Genomic DNA, 14,445 nt, shown 5'->3' on the forward strand with positions numbered 1-14,445 from the left:
TTATGAACCGACATGCGGTCTAATTAATTAGTCGTGGAGCTATTAACAAAATTGGAAATATGCTCTATGACTATGGAAATAGTGTCTGGCTAGCCTCGATGGGGACTATAGGAAAGACGGTATTAGGGATCTATCAAATTTCTGAGTTAGTGACAGGGATTCTCGTGAATCCTTTTGGAGGAGTGATTTCAGACCGTTTTTCTCGTCGCAAGATTTTGATGACGACCGACCTGGTTTGTGGACTCCTTTGTTTGGCGATTTCTTTTATCACAAATGATAGCTTGATGATTGCGGCTCTTATTTTTGCCAATATTGTTCAGGCCATTGCCTTTGGTTTTTCTCGACCTGCCAATAAAGCTATTATCACAGAGGTTGTTGAGAAAGATGAGATTGTGACCTATAATGCTCACTTGGAGTTGGTCTTACAGGTTGTTAGTGTCAGTTCACCTGTTTTTTCTTTCCTAGTTCTACAATTTGCCAGTCTTCATGCGACCCTCTTACTGGATGCGCTGACCTTTTTCATTGCCTTTGTTCTAGTGGCTTTCCTTCCGAAAGAAGAAGCTAAGGTGCAAGAGAGGAAACAGTTTACCGGGAAAGATATTTTTTCTGATATCAAGGATGGGTTAGACTATATCTGGCATCAGAAAGAGATTTTCTTTCTCTTATTAGTGGCTTCTAGCGTCAATTTCTTTTTTGCGGCTTTTGAGTTTTTACTTCCCTTCTCGAATCGTCTATACGGGGTTAAAGGAGCTTATGCGACCATTTTAACGCTGGGAGCTATTGGATCTATTCTAGGAGCACTTGTTGCCAATAAAATGAAATCAAGTATGAGAATTCTCCTGTTTTTACTGCTTTTGGCAGGGATAGGAGTGTTCATAATGGGCTTGCCCCTTCCACCTTATCTTTCCTTTTCAGGAAATCTGGTCTGTGAATTTTTTGTGACCATTTTCGACATCCACGTTTTTTCCCAAGTACAAACCAAGGTGGAAGATGATTATCTAGGTAGAGTATTGAGCACAATTTATACCTTGGCTGTTCTCTTTATGCCCATCGCCAAAGGGTTGATGACTTGGTTGCCAAGCGTCCGTATGGAATCATTTCTCTTGATTGGAGCTGGGGTTATTCTCTTTTCACTCTTGGCTCAGCTAGTAGCTAAGCAGCTTCAATCAAAAGAACAGTAGGCATCCTTCGATAAATTTGTAAAGCATTAATTTTCCCAAATAGGGGACAAAATGAAAACCTCTTTCATGAACTGATACAATAGTTTCAGAAAATGAAGGAGGTTTTTTATGAATCGACATGCTATCCAGCTGATTGCTCGTGGGGCAATCAATCGAATGGGAAATATGCTCTATGATTATGGGAATAGTGTTTGGCTGGCCTCGATGGGGACGGTGGGAAAGACGGTATTAGGGATTTATCAGATTTCTGAACTTGTCACCTCCATTCTAGTCAATCCATTTGGTGGCGTGATCTCAGACCGTTTTTCCCGACGCAAGATTTTGATGACAACCGACTTGGTTTGTGGTCTCCTTTGTTTGGGCATTTCTTTTATCAGGAACGATCGTTGGATGATTGCAGCCCTGATTGTTGCCAATATTGTTCAGGCCATTGCCTTTGCATTTTCTCGTACGGCCAACAAAGCCATTATCACTGAGGTCGTAGAGAAGGACGAGATTGTGACCTATAATGCCAGCTTGGAGCTGGTCTTACAGGTTGTTGGTGTTAGCTCACCTGTGTTCTCTTTCCTTGTTTTACAATTTGCCAGTCTCCATGCGACCCTCTTACTGGATGCACTGACCTTTTTCATCGCCTTTGTCCTAGTGGCATTCCTTCCCAAAGAAGAAGCCAAAGTTCAAGAAAAGAAACGGTTTACGGGAAAAGATATTTTTTCGGATATCAAGGATGGACTGCACTATATCTGGCATCAGAAAGAGATTTTCTTCCTTCTATTGGTGGCTTCCAGCGTCAATTTCTTTTTTGCAGCTTTTGAGTTTTTACTTCCCTTTTCCAATCGCCTTTACGGGGTCAAGGGCGCTTATGCAACCATCTTAACCTTGGGGGCTATTGGCTCCATCATCGGAGCCTTGATTGCTAATAAATTTAAATCAAGCATGGAGATGCTTCTCTTCTTATTGATTTTAACAGGAGTGGGAGTGTTCATGATGGGCTTGCCTCTTCCTCACCTTCTTTCCTTTTCTGGAAATTTAGTCTGTGAACTCTTTATGACGATTTTTAATATTCACTTTTTTACCCAAGTGCAAACCAAGGTAGAAGGAGACTACCTGGGCAGGGTCTTAAGCACCATTTTTACCTTGGCCATTCTCTTTATGCCTGTGGCTAAAGGCTTGATGACCTGGTTACCAAGCGTCCGAGTAGAATCCTTTCTCCTGATCGGAGCTGGTGTCATTCTCTTTTCACTCATAGCTCAAGTAGTCGCCAAGCACCTACAAGCAAAAAATCATTAGAACAACATGAAAAAAGCACCGAATGGTGCTTTTTTAGTTGTTATTTTTTTCTTCTATTTTAACTTCTTTCTTTTCTTCCTCCAGTTGCTTTTGAGTGCTCTTGAGTTCTTTTTTTAGGGAGAAGCCCTTTGAAAAATTAACCAAGGTCATGACAAATGCACCCAAGAGGACACAGAGCAAGATCAGAATGATCAAGGGCAATTTAAATTGGACCAAGAGGAAATTCACAGTGACTGATTGCATGTTTGCAAGGGAAATACCAGCAATCAATAAAATTAAAAGTAATAAAGCAATGTAGTGTAGATTATTTTTGTTCATCATTATCTCCTTATTGTTCAGCAGGGGCCTTGCTTTTCACATCAGCGTACTCTTCCGGTTGCTCTAGGCTTAGAATATCCTCATAAGCCGGTAGGGAAAGGTCCTTGCCATATTTATTTTTTAAAGCAGTGCTCACTAGACGATAGGCCAAATTGGCATTTCGGGACAAGATAGGACCGTGGAAGTAGCTTCCAAAGACGTTCTTGTAATGAACCCCTTCGCACCCATCTTCTTTGTTGTTCCCATTTCCATAGACAACCTTGCCCAGCGGTTTTTCATCCTCTGCCAAGAAGGTCCGACCTTGGTGGTTTTCAAAACCATAATAGGTTTCGTTAAATTCTTCGTTATGGATCTTGATATCACCGATATAGCGGTTGTTGACTTGGTTGAGCGTATAGTGGCCCATAATACCGAGCCCTTCAATGCGTTTGCCAGAAGCTTCAATGTAGTACTGACCCAGAAGCTGAAAGCCACCACAGATAGCAAGGACCACACCATCGTCATGAATGAAGCGTTCAAGATCTTCTTTTTTATCTGGTAGATCTTCTGATACAATGGTCTGTTCGTAGTCTTGGCCGCCACCGAAAAAGGCGATATCATAGGCATCAGGGTCGAACCGGTCTTTGAGAGAGACGATATCCACTGTGACATGGGCTCCAAGTTTTTCAGCAACGTACTTGAGCATGAGGATATTTCCATTGTCTCCGTAGGTATTCATTAAGTTGCCGTAGAGATGGGCAATGCGCAGGCTGTATGGATACTGTGCCTGATCAGAAGATTCTAGAGAAGTATAAGTCATTAGTGCATCTCCTTTTCAATCAGGTGTTCTTGGGCCAAGAGTTCACGGAATTCAAGCATGGCCGTATAGGTAGCTAAAATGTAAGCGTGAGGGGTTTCCTGTTGCTGGATGCGTTGGAAGACCTCTTTTAATTCAGCCATTTCTGTGATCTTTTCAGCCGGATAGCCAGTGACCCGAAGTCGCCGAGCAATCTCAGAGTGGCGCACCCCACCAGCATTGATTTCTGGAATATCCATCTGGGTGATTTGCTCAAAGTCCGCATCCCAAATCCAGCTGGTGTCGATCCCATCCGCATAATTCGCATTGAGGAGGGCTGATAAGCTAAAGGAATAAGGAGCTAGTTTGATCATTTCAATAGCTTGGGTCGCACCAACTGGATTCTTAATCAAAACCAAGGTACATTCCTTATCCCCAATCTTAAAGGTTTCCTGACGACCAAAGACAGCGCGACTGCGATCAAATCCTTGCTTAATCACTTCAGGTTGAACTCCAAAGAATCCAGCAACGGAAACAGCAGCTAAGGCATTGTAGATGTTGTAAAGACCGCCGATATTGATGTGGTAGTCTTGGCCTTGAATCCGGAATTGGGAAGAGCGCTGGGTTAATGAGAGGAGGTCTGATACGGCATAAGTCAGAGGAGGCCTGTGGAAACCACAGTGCTCACAGATATAATCCCCAAGATTTGCATAGGTATTGAGCTTGTACTTGAGGATGTTGTGGCAATGCGGACAGAGGATTCCTTCCGTATTGTAATGAGCTAGTTGTGGCTCTGATTTGTCAGTATCAAATCCATAATATTGGATCGGATTGGATAAGGTCTGACTATTAAAGAGCGGACTATCACCATTTAACAAGACTGTTGCAGTTGGGACCTTGTGAATGGCATCCAAAATCATTTGGTAGGTCGTATAGATCTCTCCATAGCGGTCCATCTGGTCCCGGAAAATATTAGTGATCACAAAAAGGCTGGGCTTAATATAATCACAAATCCGAGAGAGGCTGGCCTCGTCAATTTCAAGTACCGCAATCGGTCGATTTGATTTCGAATGCTTAGCCCGTAAGAAGGTCGTTGTAATCCCAGAGATCATATTGGCCCCACTTGGATTGGTCAAAATAGGTCCAAAAGCTTCTTGGAGAATACCTACTGTTAGCGCAGTGGTCAGGGTTTTTCCATTTGTCCCTGTAATCACAACAATCTCATAGTTTTTTGCCAGTTGACTGAGAATATCTTTATCAAATTTGAGGGCTACTTTACCTGGTAGGGTTGATCCCCGCCCCATCTTTTCTAGAATAGAGCCGGAAAGCTTTCCTGCCAGAAGGCCCAAGGTTGTATTTATCTTCATAAATCATATTTTATCATAAAAAGCATCAGAAGGTTACAGAAAAATCTGTTGAAACGTGTTATAATAAGATGATGTCTTTTAGAGAAGTGGTAGGTATGAGAATATGAATATTCAACAGTTTTCAAATCCACAATTTTGGACCAGTTTGTTCCCGAATTGGTGGAGTGTTATTATCAATATCATCGATATTGCCCTGGTGGCTTGGTTGTTGTATTTTTTGATCAAGGCCATCGTCGGGACCAAGATCATGATTTTGGTGCGTGGGGTCATTATCTTTTTCTTGGCTCAATTTTTAGCCAATTTTTTGGGTTTAACGACTATTTCTTGGCTGATCAATCAAGTGATTACCTATGGGGTTATCGCGCTGGTTGTGATTTTCTCCCCTGAAATTCGGATTGGCTTAGAGCGTTTAGGTCGGGCGACAGAGTTCTTTACGACGAGTGAAGTCAGTCAGGAAGAGAAGATGGTACAGGCCTATGTTAAGGCAGTGGCTTATATGAGCCCACGTAAGATTGGTGCCTTGGTAGCTATTCAAGGAGCCAGAACCCTTCAGGAATATATCTCCACAGGTATTCCTCTGGATGCAGATATTTCAGGAGAATTGCTGATTAATATCTTCATTCCAAATACTCCTCTGCACGATGGGGCGGTCATTGTTCGCAATGATAAAATCGCTGTTTCTTGTGCCTACCTGCCCTTGACAGAAAACACTGGAATTTCAAAAGAGTTCGGAACGCGTCACCGCGCAGCCATTGGTTTGTCTGAAGTTTCGGATGCCTTTACCTTTGTGGTATCAGAAGAAACGGGCGGGATCTCTGTAACCTATAATGGAACCTTCCGACATGATTTAACCTTAGAAGAGTTTGAGGCAGAATTGAGAGCCTTCTTGGTCCCTGAAGAGAATAAGACGATTAGTTGGAAAGAGCGTCTATTTGGGAGGGTAACAAAATGAGATCGAAAAAAGAATTTCTTTATGTTTTCGCCTCCGTCTTATTGTCCTTTATCTTGTTTATCAATGCGTCATCCTTTAATTTTCAAAATAATAGCAGCGCTAGACAAGTGAGTTCAGAGACCTACACCAATACCTTGACCAATATTCCAATTGATGCCAAGTACAATGACAAGACATACTTTGTCAGTGGGTTAACATCAGAGGTAACGGTCTTTCTAAAGGGTTCAAACCGGGTCGCTCTAGCAAGCGAAATGCAACCGGGAACTCGGAAGTTTCGCGTGGTAGCGGATCTTCGTAAGGCCAAGGAAGGTACCGTCGAAGTGCCGTTGATTGTAGAAGATCTTCCAGCAGGTTTGACCGCAACCGTAGAGCCTCAGAAAGTTTCTGTAAAAATCGGGAAGAAAGCGAAAAAATCGTTTGCGGTCAGGGCCACGATCCCGGACAATCAAATTGTGGATGGAATAACGGTATCGGATATTTCTCTTGAAACCACCAAGGTAGAAGTGACCAGCGATCAAGAAACCTTGAGTCGCATTGATCATGTCCAAGCCGTCTTCCCATCCAGTGAGATCATTAGTGGAAATTATAGCGGAACCATTTCCTTAAATGCAGTAGATGCCCAAGGAAATGTTCTACCAGGTCTAGTAAATCCGAGTGAAACACGGATTCAAGTGACCACAAAGAGTAGCTCGTCTACGTCAAGCTCTAGCAGTTCGTCGTCGACCTCCTCCAGTTCAAGTAATTAGAAAGTAAAAAAGGTAATGAAGAATGGGTAAATATTTTGGAACGGACGGTGTCCGTGGAGAAGCAAATGTAGAATTAACGCCAGAATTGGCTTTTAAACTAGGCCGTTTCGGTGGCTATGTGTTGAGCCAACATGAAGAAGAAACACCCTTGGTATTTGTTGGACGTGATACGCGTATTTCTGGTGAAATGTTAGAGCATGCCTTAATTGCTGGGCTCTTATCTGTTGGGATTCGCGTCTACAAGTTGGGTGTGATTGCAACACCAGGTGTTGCTTATCTAGTTCGTACGGAAAAAGCCAGCGCCGGAGTGATGATTTCTGCTAGCCACAATCCAGCCTTGGACAATGGCATCAAATTCTTTGGTGGTGATGGCTTCAAATTGGATGATGATCGCGAACTTGAAATTGAAGCCTTGCTTGATGCGGCTGAAGATACGCTTCCACGTCCAAGTGCACAAGGTTTAGGAACGGTCATGGAATATCCAGAAGGCTTGCGTAAGTATCAAGAATTCCTTGTCTCGACAGGCGTTCAACTCGAAGGCATGCACGTAGTCTTAGATACAGCAAATGGTGCAGCCTCTACTAGTGCGCGTCAAATCTTTGCAGATTTGGGAGCTCAATTGACCGTCATCGGTGAAAACCCAGATGGTTTGAACATCAATGATGGGGTTGGTTCTACTCACCCAGAGCATTTGCAAGAGAAAGTAAAAGAAGTAGGCGCAGCGATTGGTCTTGCCTTTGACGGAGACAGCGATCGCTTGATTGCTGTTGATGAAAATGGAGAGATTGTAGACGGAGATAAGATCATGTACATCATCGGTTCTTATCTTTCAAGCAAAGGCTTGCTCGAAAAAAATACGATCGTCACAACCGTCATGTCTAATCTCGGCTTCCACAAGGCATTGGATGCGAAGGGGATTCAAAAAGAAATCACAGCTGTTGGAGATCGTTATGTGGTCGAAGAGATGCGCAAATCAGGATACAATCTTGGTGGTGAACAATCTGGTCACGTAGTCATCATGGATTACAATACAACTGGTGATGGTCAATTAACAGGCGTTCAATTGACTAAAATCATGCAAGAAACCGGCAAGAAATTATCTGAATTGGCTGCTGAAGTAACCATTTATCCACAAAAACTCGTCAATATCCGGGTTGAAAATAGCATGAAAGACAAGGCGATGGAAGTGCCTGCTATTCGTGAAATCATTGAAAAAATGGAAGCGGAAATGGCAGGAAATGGACGCATCCTCGTGCGTCCAAGTGGAACTGAACCCCTCCTTCGTGTGATGGCAGAAGCACCTACACATGAAGAAGTGGACTACTATGTAGATACCATTGCTGCAGTTGTTCAAGCAGAAATCGGACTTTAACCTTGTAAAAAACATGGCTCGCAAATAGGCGAGCAGAGGAGGTATATATGAAACAGGTTCGTCAAATTGTATGGGCACTTGCCTTAGTGCTAACGATTCTATTCACAGCTGGTTTGACTAAAACAATTCATGCTGCAGAAGTCTCATCATATACACAGACAGCACGTCTAACGAAAGACGGTAACACGCTAACAAATGGGAGCAAGGTGTTGACAAATGAAAAATTGTCAGCAAGTATTTATTTAGCCTTTCCAGATTCGCAAACTATTCAAGCTGGTGATACCTTAACTCTTAGTTTGCCAAAAGAATTAGCCCTCTACACAGCATTGGAATTCAATGTTCTTGAGGAAGGCCAATCAAATGGTCAGACGGTGGGGAAAGCTGTCGTTGATACAGCTAAGAAAACAGTGACCGTTACCTTTAATGATTATTTCGCATCTCATCCACTCAACAAACGAGTTGCTCTTCATTTTGATGTAAAAGTAGACTCAGAAGTAGTTACAAAAACATCTCCAATCCAGTTTAAACTAGGAAATACAGATTTTTCATTGAATTATGAAAAAACAGCTGGAGAAGCTGGAGACTATGAGATGAAATACGGCTACCAAGATAAGTCTGATCCAACCATTATCAAATGGCGGATTCTCTTAAATGCTCGCCAAGATATGCTTCGAGGAATGGTCATTAAAGACCAATTCGGAGATGGCTTAACATTGGTTGAAGGGAGCTTACGCGCTGTTCGTTATGCTCCTGTCCAAGGTGGGATTAAGAACGAAGCTCAGATCTTAAGTCTCCCAGTTCTGGATAACTTTACTAAAAAAGCTGTTTTCGATAAGAATGCAGATGGAAAGACCACTGGTTTTACAATTGAATTTGGTGATAACTACAATTGGCCAATGTATATTGAATATTCTACAAAAGTGGCACCTGGAACGAAAGTAGGCGATATTGTCCATAATACGTTAACATGGACGGCAACCAATTTCCCAGCACCGCGTAGTTTAACCCGTGAAGTGCGATTGGAAACAGGATCTGGCGAAGGATTGGGTGAGAAAGAACAAACGCCACCGACATCTAGCTCAACCTCCTCATCAAGTTCTAGTTCTTCATCAAGCTCTAGTTCTTCATCAAGCTCATCATCTTCAACGAGTTCTAGCTCTACATCGAACTCAACATCCACATCAAGTTCTTCATTGAAATCATCTTCATCTTCTGTTAAAGAAGAAGCTCCAAAACCTGGTAAGAAAAAAGTTCTTCCAAGTACAGGTGAAAAGATGACACCGGTGGTTCTTGTCATGGGTGTCTTCCTAGCAATTCTATCAGTTGGCGTTTTACGTGTAAGAAAAGATTCCTAAATCTATTCATAAAAGATCAGACATCTGTCTGGTCTTTTTGTGTAGGCTCGATTTGAAAAATCCCCTATTTCGTGGTAAAATAGGGCTAATGAATTTATAGTAATCGAGGTATTAGAAGTGGCTTTTGGAGATAACGGAAAACGTAAAAAAACACCATTTGAAATGATCACGATGGTGGTCATTGTGATTATGTTGATTGTAACGGTTGGTGCAATCTTTGCAACCGCAATTGGTGCTCTTTCTTACTAAGACGCACGCAGAAATAAAGGAAATCATCTATTTATGAGTATGTTTTTAGATACAGCCAAGATTAAGGTCAAGGCTGGAAATGGCGGCGATGGCATGGTGGCTTTTCGCCGTGAAAAATATGTCCCTAATGGCGGACCTTGGGGTGGTGATGGAGGTCGTGGTGGCAATGTCATCTTCGTAGTAGACGAAGGCTTGCGCACCTTGATGGACTTCCGTTATAACCGGCATTTCAAAGCCCAAAATGGGGAAAAAGGAATGACCAAAGGGATGCACGGACGGGGAGCAGAAGATCTCTATGTTCGGGTTCCTCAAGGAACGACCGTCCGAGATGCCGAGACTGGCAAGGTCATTACGGACCTAGTTGAAAATGGACAAGAGTACATTGTCGCCCACGGTGGCCGTGGCGGACGTGGAAACATTCGTTTTGCCACTCCTAAAAATCCAGCCCCAGAGATTTCTGAGAATGGGGAACCTGGTCAGGAACGTGAACTCGAATTAGAACTCAAGGTCTTGGCAGACGTTGGTTTGGTTGGCTTCCCATCAGTAGGGAAATCAACTCTTCTCAGTGTCATTACTTCTGCCAAACCAAAGATTGGAGCTTATCATTTCACAACCATCGTTCCAAACTTGGGCATGGTTCGGACGCCGTCAGGTGAATCCTTTGCAGTCGCAGACCTTCCTGGATTGATTGAAGGAGCTAGCCAAGGTGTCGGACTCGGAACCCAGTTCCTTCGTCACATCGAGCGCACCCGGGTTATCTTGCATGTTATCGATATGTCAGCCAGTGAAGGACGCGATCCTTACGAAGATTATGTTCAAATCAATAAAGAGCTTGAAACCTATAATCTTCGTTTGATGGAGCGACCTCAGATTATCGTGGCAAATAAGATGGATATGCCAGAGAGTCAAGAAAACTTGAAAGAGTTCAAGAAGAAATTGGCGGCCAATTACGATGAGTTTGATGAACTGCCACAGATCTTCCCGATCTCTAGTTTGGCGCATCAAGGTTTGGACAACTTGTTAGAAGCAACGGCAGAATTGTTAGACAAAACACCAGAATTCCTCTTGTATTCAGAAGACGAAATGGCCCAAGAAGAAGTCTACTATGGCTTTGATGAAGACCAGCCAGCCTTTGACATCAGTCGGGATGACGATGCCGCTTGGGTCTTGTCTGGTGAAAAACTTGAAAAACTCTTTAATATGACGAATTTCGATCGTGATGAAGCGGTCATGAAATTTGCTCGTCAATTGCGTGGCATGGGGGTTGATGAAGCTCTCCGTGCGCGTGGAGCAAAAGATGGCGATATCGTCCGGATCGGTAAATTTGAATTTGAGTTTGTAGATTAGGATAGATCCCCAGCGGATCAAGGATTCCAAATAAGAAGTGAGGCTTTTTCAGTGGGAGATAAACCAATATCTTTTCGAGATGAAAATGGAAATTTTGTTTCAGCAGCCGATGTTTGGAATGCTGAAAAACTAGAAGAACTCTTTAATACGCTAAATCCTAAGCGCAAATTACGCTTACAAAGGGAAAAATTAGCAAAAGAAAACCAGCAGAAGTAAATAGACTTGGAGAATACTATGGCAAAAACAATTCATACAGATAAAGCACCCGCAGCAATTGGACCTTATGTTCAAGGGAAAATTGTAGGGAATCTTCTCTTTGCAAGCGGACAAGTTCCCTTGTCACCTGAAACAGGCGAAATCATTGGCGAAACCATCCAAGAACAAACAGAGCAAGTCTTAAAGAACATTGGGGCTATTTTGGAAGAGGCTGGGACAGACTTCGACCACGTGGTGAAAACCACTTGTTTCTTAAGTGATATGAATGACTTTGTACCTTTTAATGAGGTCTATAAAACAGTCTTTACTACAGAGTTTCCAGCTCGGTCTGCTGTTGAAGTAGCACGCCTGCCACGTGATGTGAAGGTTGAAATTGAAGTTATTGCGGAAATCAAAGCCTAATAACCATTCAAAGACAAAAAAGACAGAGTGGAGAGCAGGAAACTGTAGGCCACTCTGTTTTATTTATGGGAGGAGAAAATGACAGAAAGTAAGATTCAACTGGTCATGGTAACAGGGATGAGCGGTGCTGGAAAGACCGTCGCCATCCAATCGTTTGAGGATTTGGGTTACTTTACCATCGATAATATGCCACCGGCGCTCTTGCTGAAATTTATTGAGCTCATGCGCCACAGTCCCGATAACAATAAATTAGCCGTTGTTGTGGACATGCGGAGCCGTTCTTTTTTCAATGAAATTCGCACCATTTTGGATGAATTGGATAACCAAGAAGACCTCGATTTCAAGGTCTTGTTCTTGGATGCCACTGACAGTGAGTTGGTAGCACGATACAAGGAAACTCGTCGTAGTCACCCACTAGCGGCAGATGGCCGTGTCTTGGATGGGATTGCCTTAGAGCGCGAACTCTTGTCACCATTAAAAAATATCAGTCAAAATGTGGTGGATACGACTGAGTTGACGCCTCGTAATTTGAGAAAAACGATCGCAGAACAATTTGCCAGTCAAGATAATCAGCCAGATTTTCGGGTTGAGGTCATGTCATTTGGGTTTAAATATGGCCTTCCGATCGATGCTGACCTTGTCTTTGACGTGCGTTTCCTTCCAAACCCCTACTACAAATTGGAACTTCGGAATTTAACCGGTCAAGATCTAGCTGTCTATGATTACGTCATGGATCACCCTGAATCAGAGGACTTTTATCGTCACCTCCATGACTTGATCGTTCCTATTTTACCGTCTTATAAACGGGAGGGTAAATCCGTTCTCACCATCGCTATGGGCTGTACCGGTGGGCAACACCGTTCAGTAGCCTTTGCAGAGCGCTTAGCGCATGATTTAGAAAAAAATTGGCAAGTCAATTGCAGTCATAGAGACAAGGACAGACGGAAAGAAACGGTGAATCGCTCATGAGAAAACCTAAAGTAACCGTTATTGGAGGAGGAACAGGAATTTCTGTTATCCTCGATAGTCTGAGAAAGAAACCGGTCGACATCACTGCCATCGTAACCGTTGCAGATGATGGCGGGAGTTCAGGTGAATTGCGGAAGAACATCCAAAAATTGACACCACCTGGAGATCTTCGAAATGTGCTGGTTGCCATGTCAGATATGCCTCGTTTTTATGAGAAGGTCTTTCAATACCGCTTTGCTGACGATGATGGCCCTTTGGCCGGTCACCCTTTGGGAAACTTGATCATTGCAGGGATTTCAGAGATGCAAGGCTCGACCTATAATGCCATGCAATTGTTAACCAAGTTCTTTCATACGACCGGCAAGATCTATCCTTCCAGTGATAGTCCCTTGACCCTTCATGCCGTCTTTCAAGATGGAAAAGAAGTGGTAGGAGAAAGCCACATTGCTAACTACACTGGCATGATTGATCATGTCTATGTGACCAATACCTTCGATCAAGAGCGGCCAAAAGCTAGTAAGAAAGTGGTGGAAGCTATTCTTGAAAGTGATATGGTTGTCTTGGGTCCTGGTTCGCTCTTTACCTCGATCCTTCCTAATTTGATGATCGATGAGATTGGGAAAGCCATCCTTGAAACCAAGGCTCAGGTAGCCTATGTTTGTAACATCATGACCCAAAGAGGAGAAACCGAGCATTTCACAGATAGTGACCACGTGGCCGTGCTTCACAAGCACTTGGGAGAAAAGTTCATCGACACCGTCCTTGTCAATATCAATCAGGTTCCCGCAGCTTATATGAACAGCAATAAATTTGATGAATACTTGGTCCAGGTAGAGCATGATTTTAAGGGCTTGCACTCGCAAGTTCCCCAAGTGATTTCTTCCGATTTCTTAAAGCTGGTCAACGGGGGAGCTTTTCATGATGGTGAAAAAGTGGTCGAAGAGCTGATGCAGATCGTGCAGGTGAGAAAATGAGTTTTACGGTTCGTGTCAAAGAAGAATTATTGTCTCTCAAGCGATTTGAAAAGAGTGAATTAGCTGCTATTATCAAGATGTCTGGGAGCCTCGGCATATCAATGGGCGGCTTGACGCTCTCGGTAACGACAGAAAATGCCAAGATCGCTCGCCATATCTATGAATTATTGCATCATTTTTATGAGGCCAAATCAGATATTCGCCACCATCAAAAAACCAATTTGAAAAAGAATCGTGTCTACACAGTATTCTTGGATGAAAAGGTAGAAGAAATTTTAGCTGACTTGCATTTGGCAGATGCCTTCTTTGGGATTGAGACAGGCATTGATGCTAGTGTTTTAGAAGATGAAGCAGCTAGCCGTGCTTATCTTCGAGGAGCTTTTCTGTCGAGTGGTTCGATAAAAGATCCTGAAAAAGGGAAGTACCAGCTGGAAATTCATTCTGTTTATACAGACCACGCGGAAGGAATTGCTCTTCTCATGCAAGGATTTTTACTAGATGCGAAAACCATCGAGCGTAAAAAGGGTGTCGTAACCTATTTGCAACGAGCGGAAGATATTATTGATTTTCTAATTGTAGTAGAGGCCATGCAAGCCATGCAAGAATTTGAGTCCATCAAGGTCATGAGAGAGACGCGCAATGACCTCAATCGGGCTAATAATGCCGAGATGGCCAATATCCAGCGCACAGTCACAGCCAGTATGAAAACCATCAATAATATCAGTAAAATTGTGGATACGGTTGGTCTAGGAAGTTTACCAAGTGACCTGCAAGAAGTTGCCTATATCCGGATGAATCATCCAGATTATTCTATCCAGCAGATCGCTGATAGTTTGCAACAACCTATTTCAAAAAGCGGTGTTAACCACCGCTTACGTAAGATCAATAAGATCGCAGACGATTTAGACAAATAAAAAAGGCCAAAGGCCTTTTTT

General features: G+C 43.0%; 16 protein-coding genes. 13 read left to right on the plus strand and 3 right to left on the minus strand.

Annotation, left to right across the window (positions count from 1 at the left end; all coding sequences use genetic code 11):
• Nucleotides 1-59: 59 nt before the first annotated feature.
• Nucleotides 60-1,181 (plus strand): MFS transporter, encoded by a 1,122-nt coding sequence (locus HMPREF2704_RS01100; protein WP_256318002.1) that lies wholly within the window; start codon nt 60-62, stop codon nt 1,179-1,181.
• Nucleotides 1,182-1,289: 108 nt separating this feature from the next.
• Complete coding sequence (locus HMPREF2704_RS01105) at nt 1,290-2,468, plus strand: MFS transporter (protein WP_070673846.1); 1,179 nt, start codon at nt 1,290-1,292, stop codon at nt 2,466-2,468.
• Between the two features lie 33 nt (nt 2,469-2,501).
• Here HMPREF2704_RS01105 and HMPREF2704_RS01110 read toward each other — a convergent pair whose 3' ends face one another.
• The 3 genes from HMPREF2704_RS01110 to murT are packed head-to-tail and all read right to left on the minus strand — an operon-like array spanning nt 2,502 to nt 4,928.
• Nucleotides 2,502-2,786, minus strand: coding sequence for a lipopolysaccharide assembly protein LapA domain-containing protein (locus HMPREF2704_RS01110; protein ID WP_024056107.1), 285 nt, complete (start codon nt 2,784-2,786; stop codon nt 2,502-2,504).
• 10 nt (nt 2,787-2,796) lie between these two features.
• On the minus strand, nt 2,797-3,585 hold the full coding sequence (gene gatD / locus HMPREF2704_RS01115) for a lipid II isoglutaminyl synthase subunit GatD (RefSeq protein WP_070673847.1): 789 nt from the start codon (nt 3,583-3,585) through the stop codon (nt 2,797-2,799).
• Nucleotides 3,585-4,928: a lipid II isoglutaminyl synthase subunit MurT gene (murT, locus tag HMPREF2704_RS01120; RefSeq protein ID WP_070845438.1), complete on the minus strand. Its 1,344-nt coding sequence runs from the start codon at nt 4,926-4,928 to the stop codon at nt 3,585-3,587. The genes gatD and murT overlap by 1 nt, the downstream gene beginning before the upstream one ends.
• Before the next feature lie 103 nt (nt 4,929-5,031).
• Here murT and cdaA point away from each other — a divergent pair, with 103 nt between their 5' ends.
• The 11 genes from cdaA to whiA all read left to right on the plus strand — a co-directional run bounded on the left by cdaA (nt 5,032) and on the right by whiA (nt 14,424).
• Entirely contained in the window at nt 5,032-5,880 is an 849-nt protein-coding gene (gene cdaA, locus HMPREF2704_RS01125; protein WP_070845439.1) for a diadenylate cyclase CdaA, read from the plus strand.
• Complete coding sequence (locus HMPREF2704_RS01130) at nt 5,877-6,626, plus strand: CdaR family protein (RefSeq protein ID WP_070845440.1); 750 nt, start codon at nt 5,877-5,879, stop codon at nt 6,624-6,626. Before cdaA ends, HMPREF2704_RS01130 begins: the two co-directional genes overlap by 4 nt.
• Nucleotides 6,627-6,648: 22 nt before the next feature.
• Complete coding sequence (gene glmM, locus HMPREF2704_RS01135; protein ID WP_023917722.1) at nt 6,649-7,998, plus strand: phosphoglucosamine mutase; 1,350 nt, start codon at nt 6,649-6,651, stop codon at nt 7,996-7,998.
• A gap of 47 nt (nt 7,999-8,045) precedes the next feature.
• Nucleotides 8,046-9,353 carry an LPXTG cell wall anchor domain-containing protein gene (locus HMPREF2704_RS01140; protein ID WP_070845441.1) on the plus strand — a complete coding sequence of 436 codons (1,308 nt, stop codon included), beginning with the start codon at nt 8,046-8,048 and terminating at the stop codon, nt 9,351-9,353.
• A gap of 117 nt (nt 9,354-9,470) precedes the next feature.
• Nucleotides 9,471-9,602 carry a DUF4044 domain-containing protein gene (locus HMPREF2704_RS01145; protein WP_003011566.1) on the plus strand — a complete coding sequence of 44 codons (132 nt, stop codon included), beginning with the start codon at nt 9,471-9,473 and terminating at the stop codon, nt 9,600-9,602.
• Between the two features lie 33 nt (nt 9,603-9,635).
• A complete protein-coding gene (gene obgE / locus HMPREF2704_RS01150) occupies nt 9,636-10,949 on the plus strand; it encodes a GTPase ObgE (protein WP_023917726.1) in 1,314 nt (437 codons plus the stop codon).
• A 51-nt stretch (nt 10,950-11,000) separates the two neighbouring features.
• Nucleotides 11,001-11,165 (plus strand): hypothetical protein, encoded by a 165-nt coding sequence (locus tag HMPREF2704_RS11035; RefSeq protein WP_003006512.1) that lies wholly within the window; start codon nt 11,001-11,003, stop codon nt 11,163-11,165.
• An 18-nt stretch (nt 11,166-11,183) separates the two neighbouring features.
• Nucleotides 11,184-11,567, plus strand: coding sequence for a RidA family protein (locus tag HMPREF2704_RS01155; RefSeq protein ID WP_003006514.1), 384 nt, complete (start codon nt 11,184-11,186; stop codon nt 11,565-11,567).
• A gap of 78 nt (nt 11,568-11,645) precedes the next feature.
• On the plus strand, nt 11,646-12,536 hold the full coding sequence (rapZ, locus tag HMPREF2704_RS01160; RefSeq protein ID WP_070845442.1) for an RNase adapter RapZ: 891 nt from the start codon (nt 11,646-11,648) through the stop codon (nt 12,534-12,536).
• The gene (locus tag HMPREF2704_RS01165) at nt 12,533-13,510 is read left to right on the plus strand and encodes a YvcK family protein (RefSeq protein WP_003017791.1); all 978 of its coding nucleotides are present in this window, start codon (nt 12,533-12,535) and stop codon (nt 13,508-13,510) included. The genes rapZ and HMPREF2704_RS01165 overlap by 4 nt, the downstream gene beginning before the upstream one ends.
• The gene (gene whiA, locus HMPREF2704_RS01170; protein ID WP_049474808.1) at nt 13,507-14,424 is read left to right on the plus strand and encodes a DNA-binding protein WhiA; all 918 of its coding nucleotides are present in this window, start codon (nt 13,507-13,509) and stop codon (nt 14,422-14,424) included. Before HMPREF2704_RS01165 ends, whiA begins: the two co-directional genes overlap by 4 nt.
• The last annotated feature ends 21 nt before the right edge of the window (nt 14,425-14,445 follow it).

The sequence above is a fragment of the Streptococcus sp. HMSC076C09 genome (genome assembly GCF_001837905.1).
GTDB lineage: Bacteria > Bacillota > Bacilli > Lactobacillales > Streptococcaceae > Streptococcus > Streptococcus parasanguinis_I.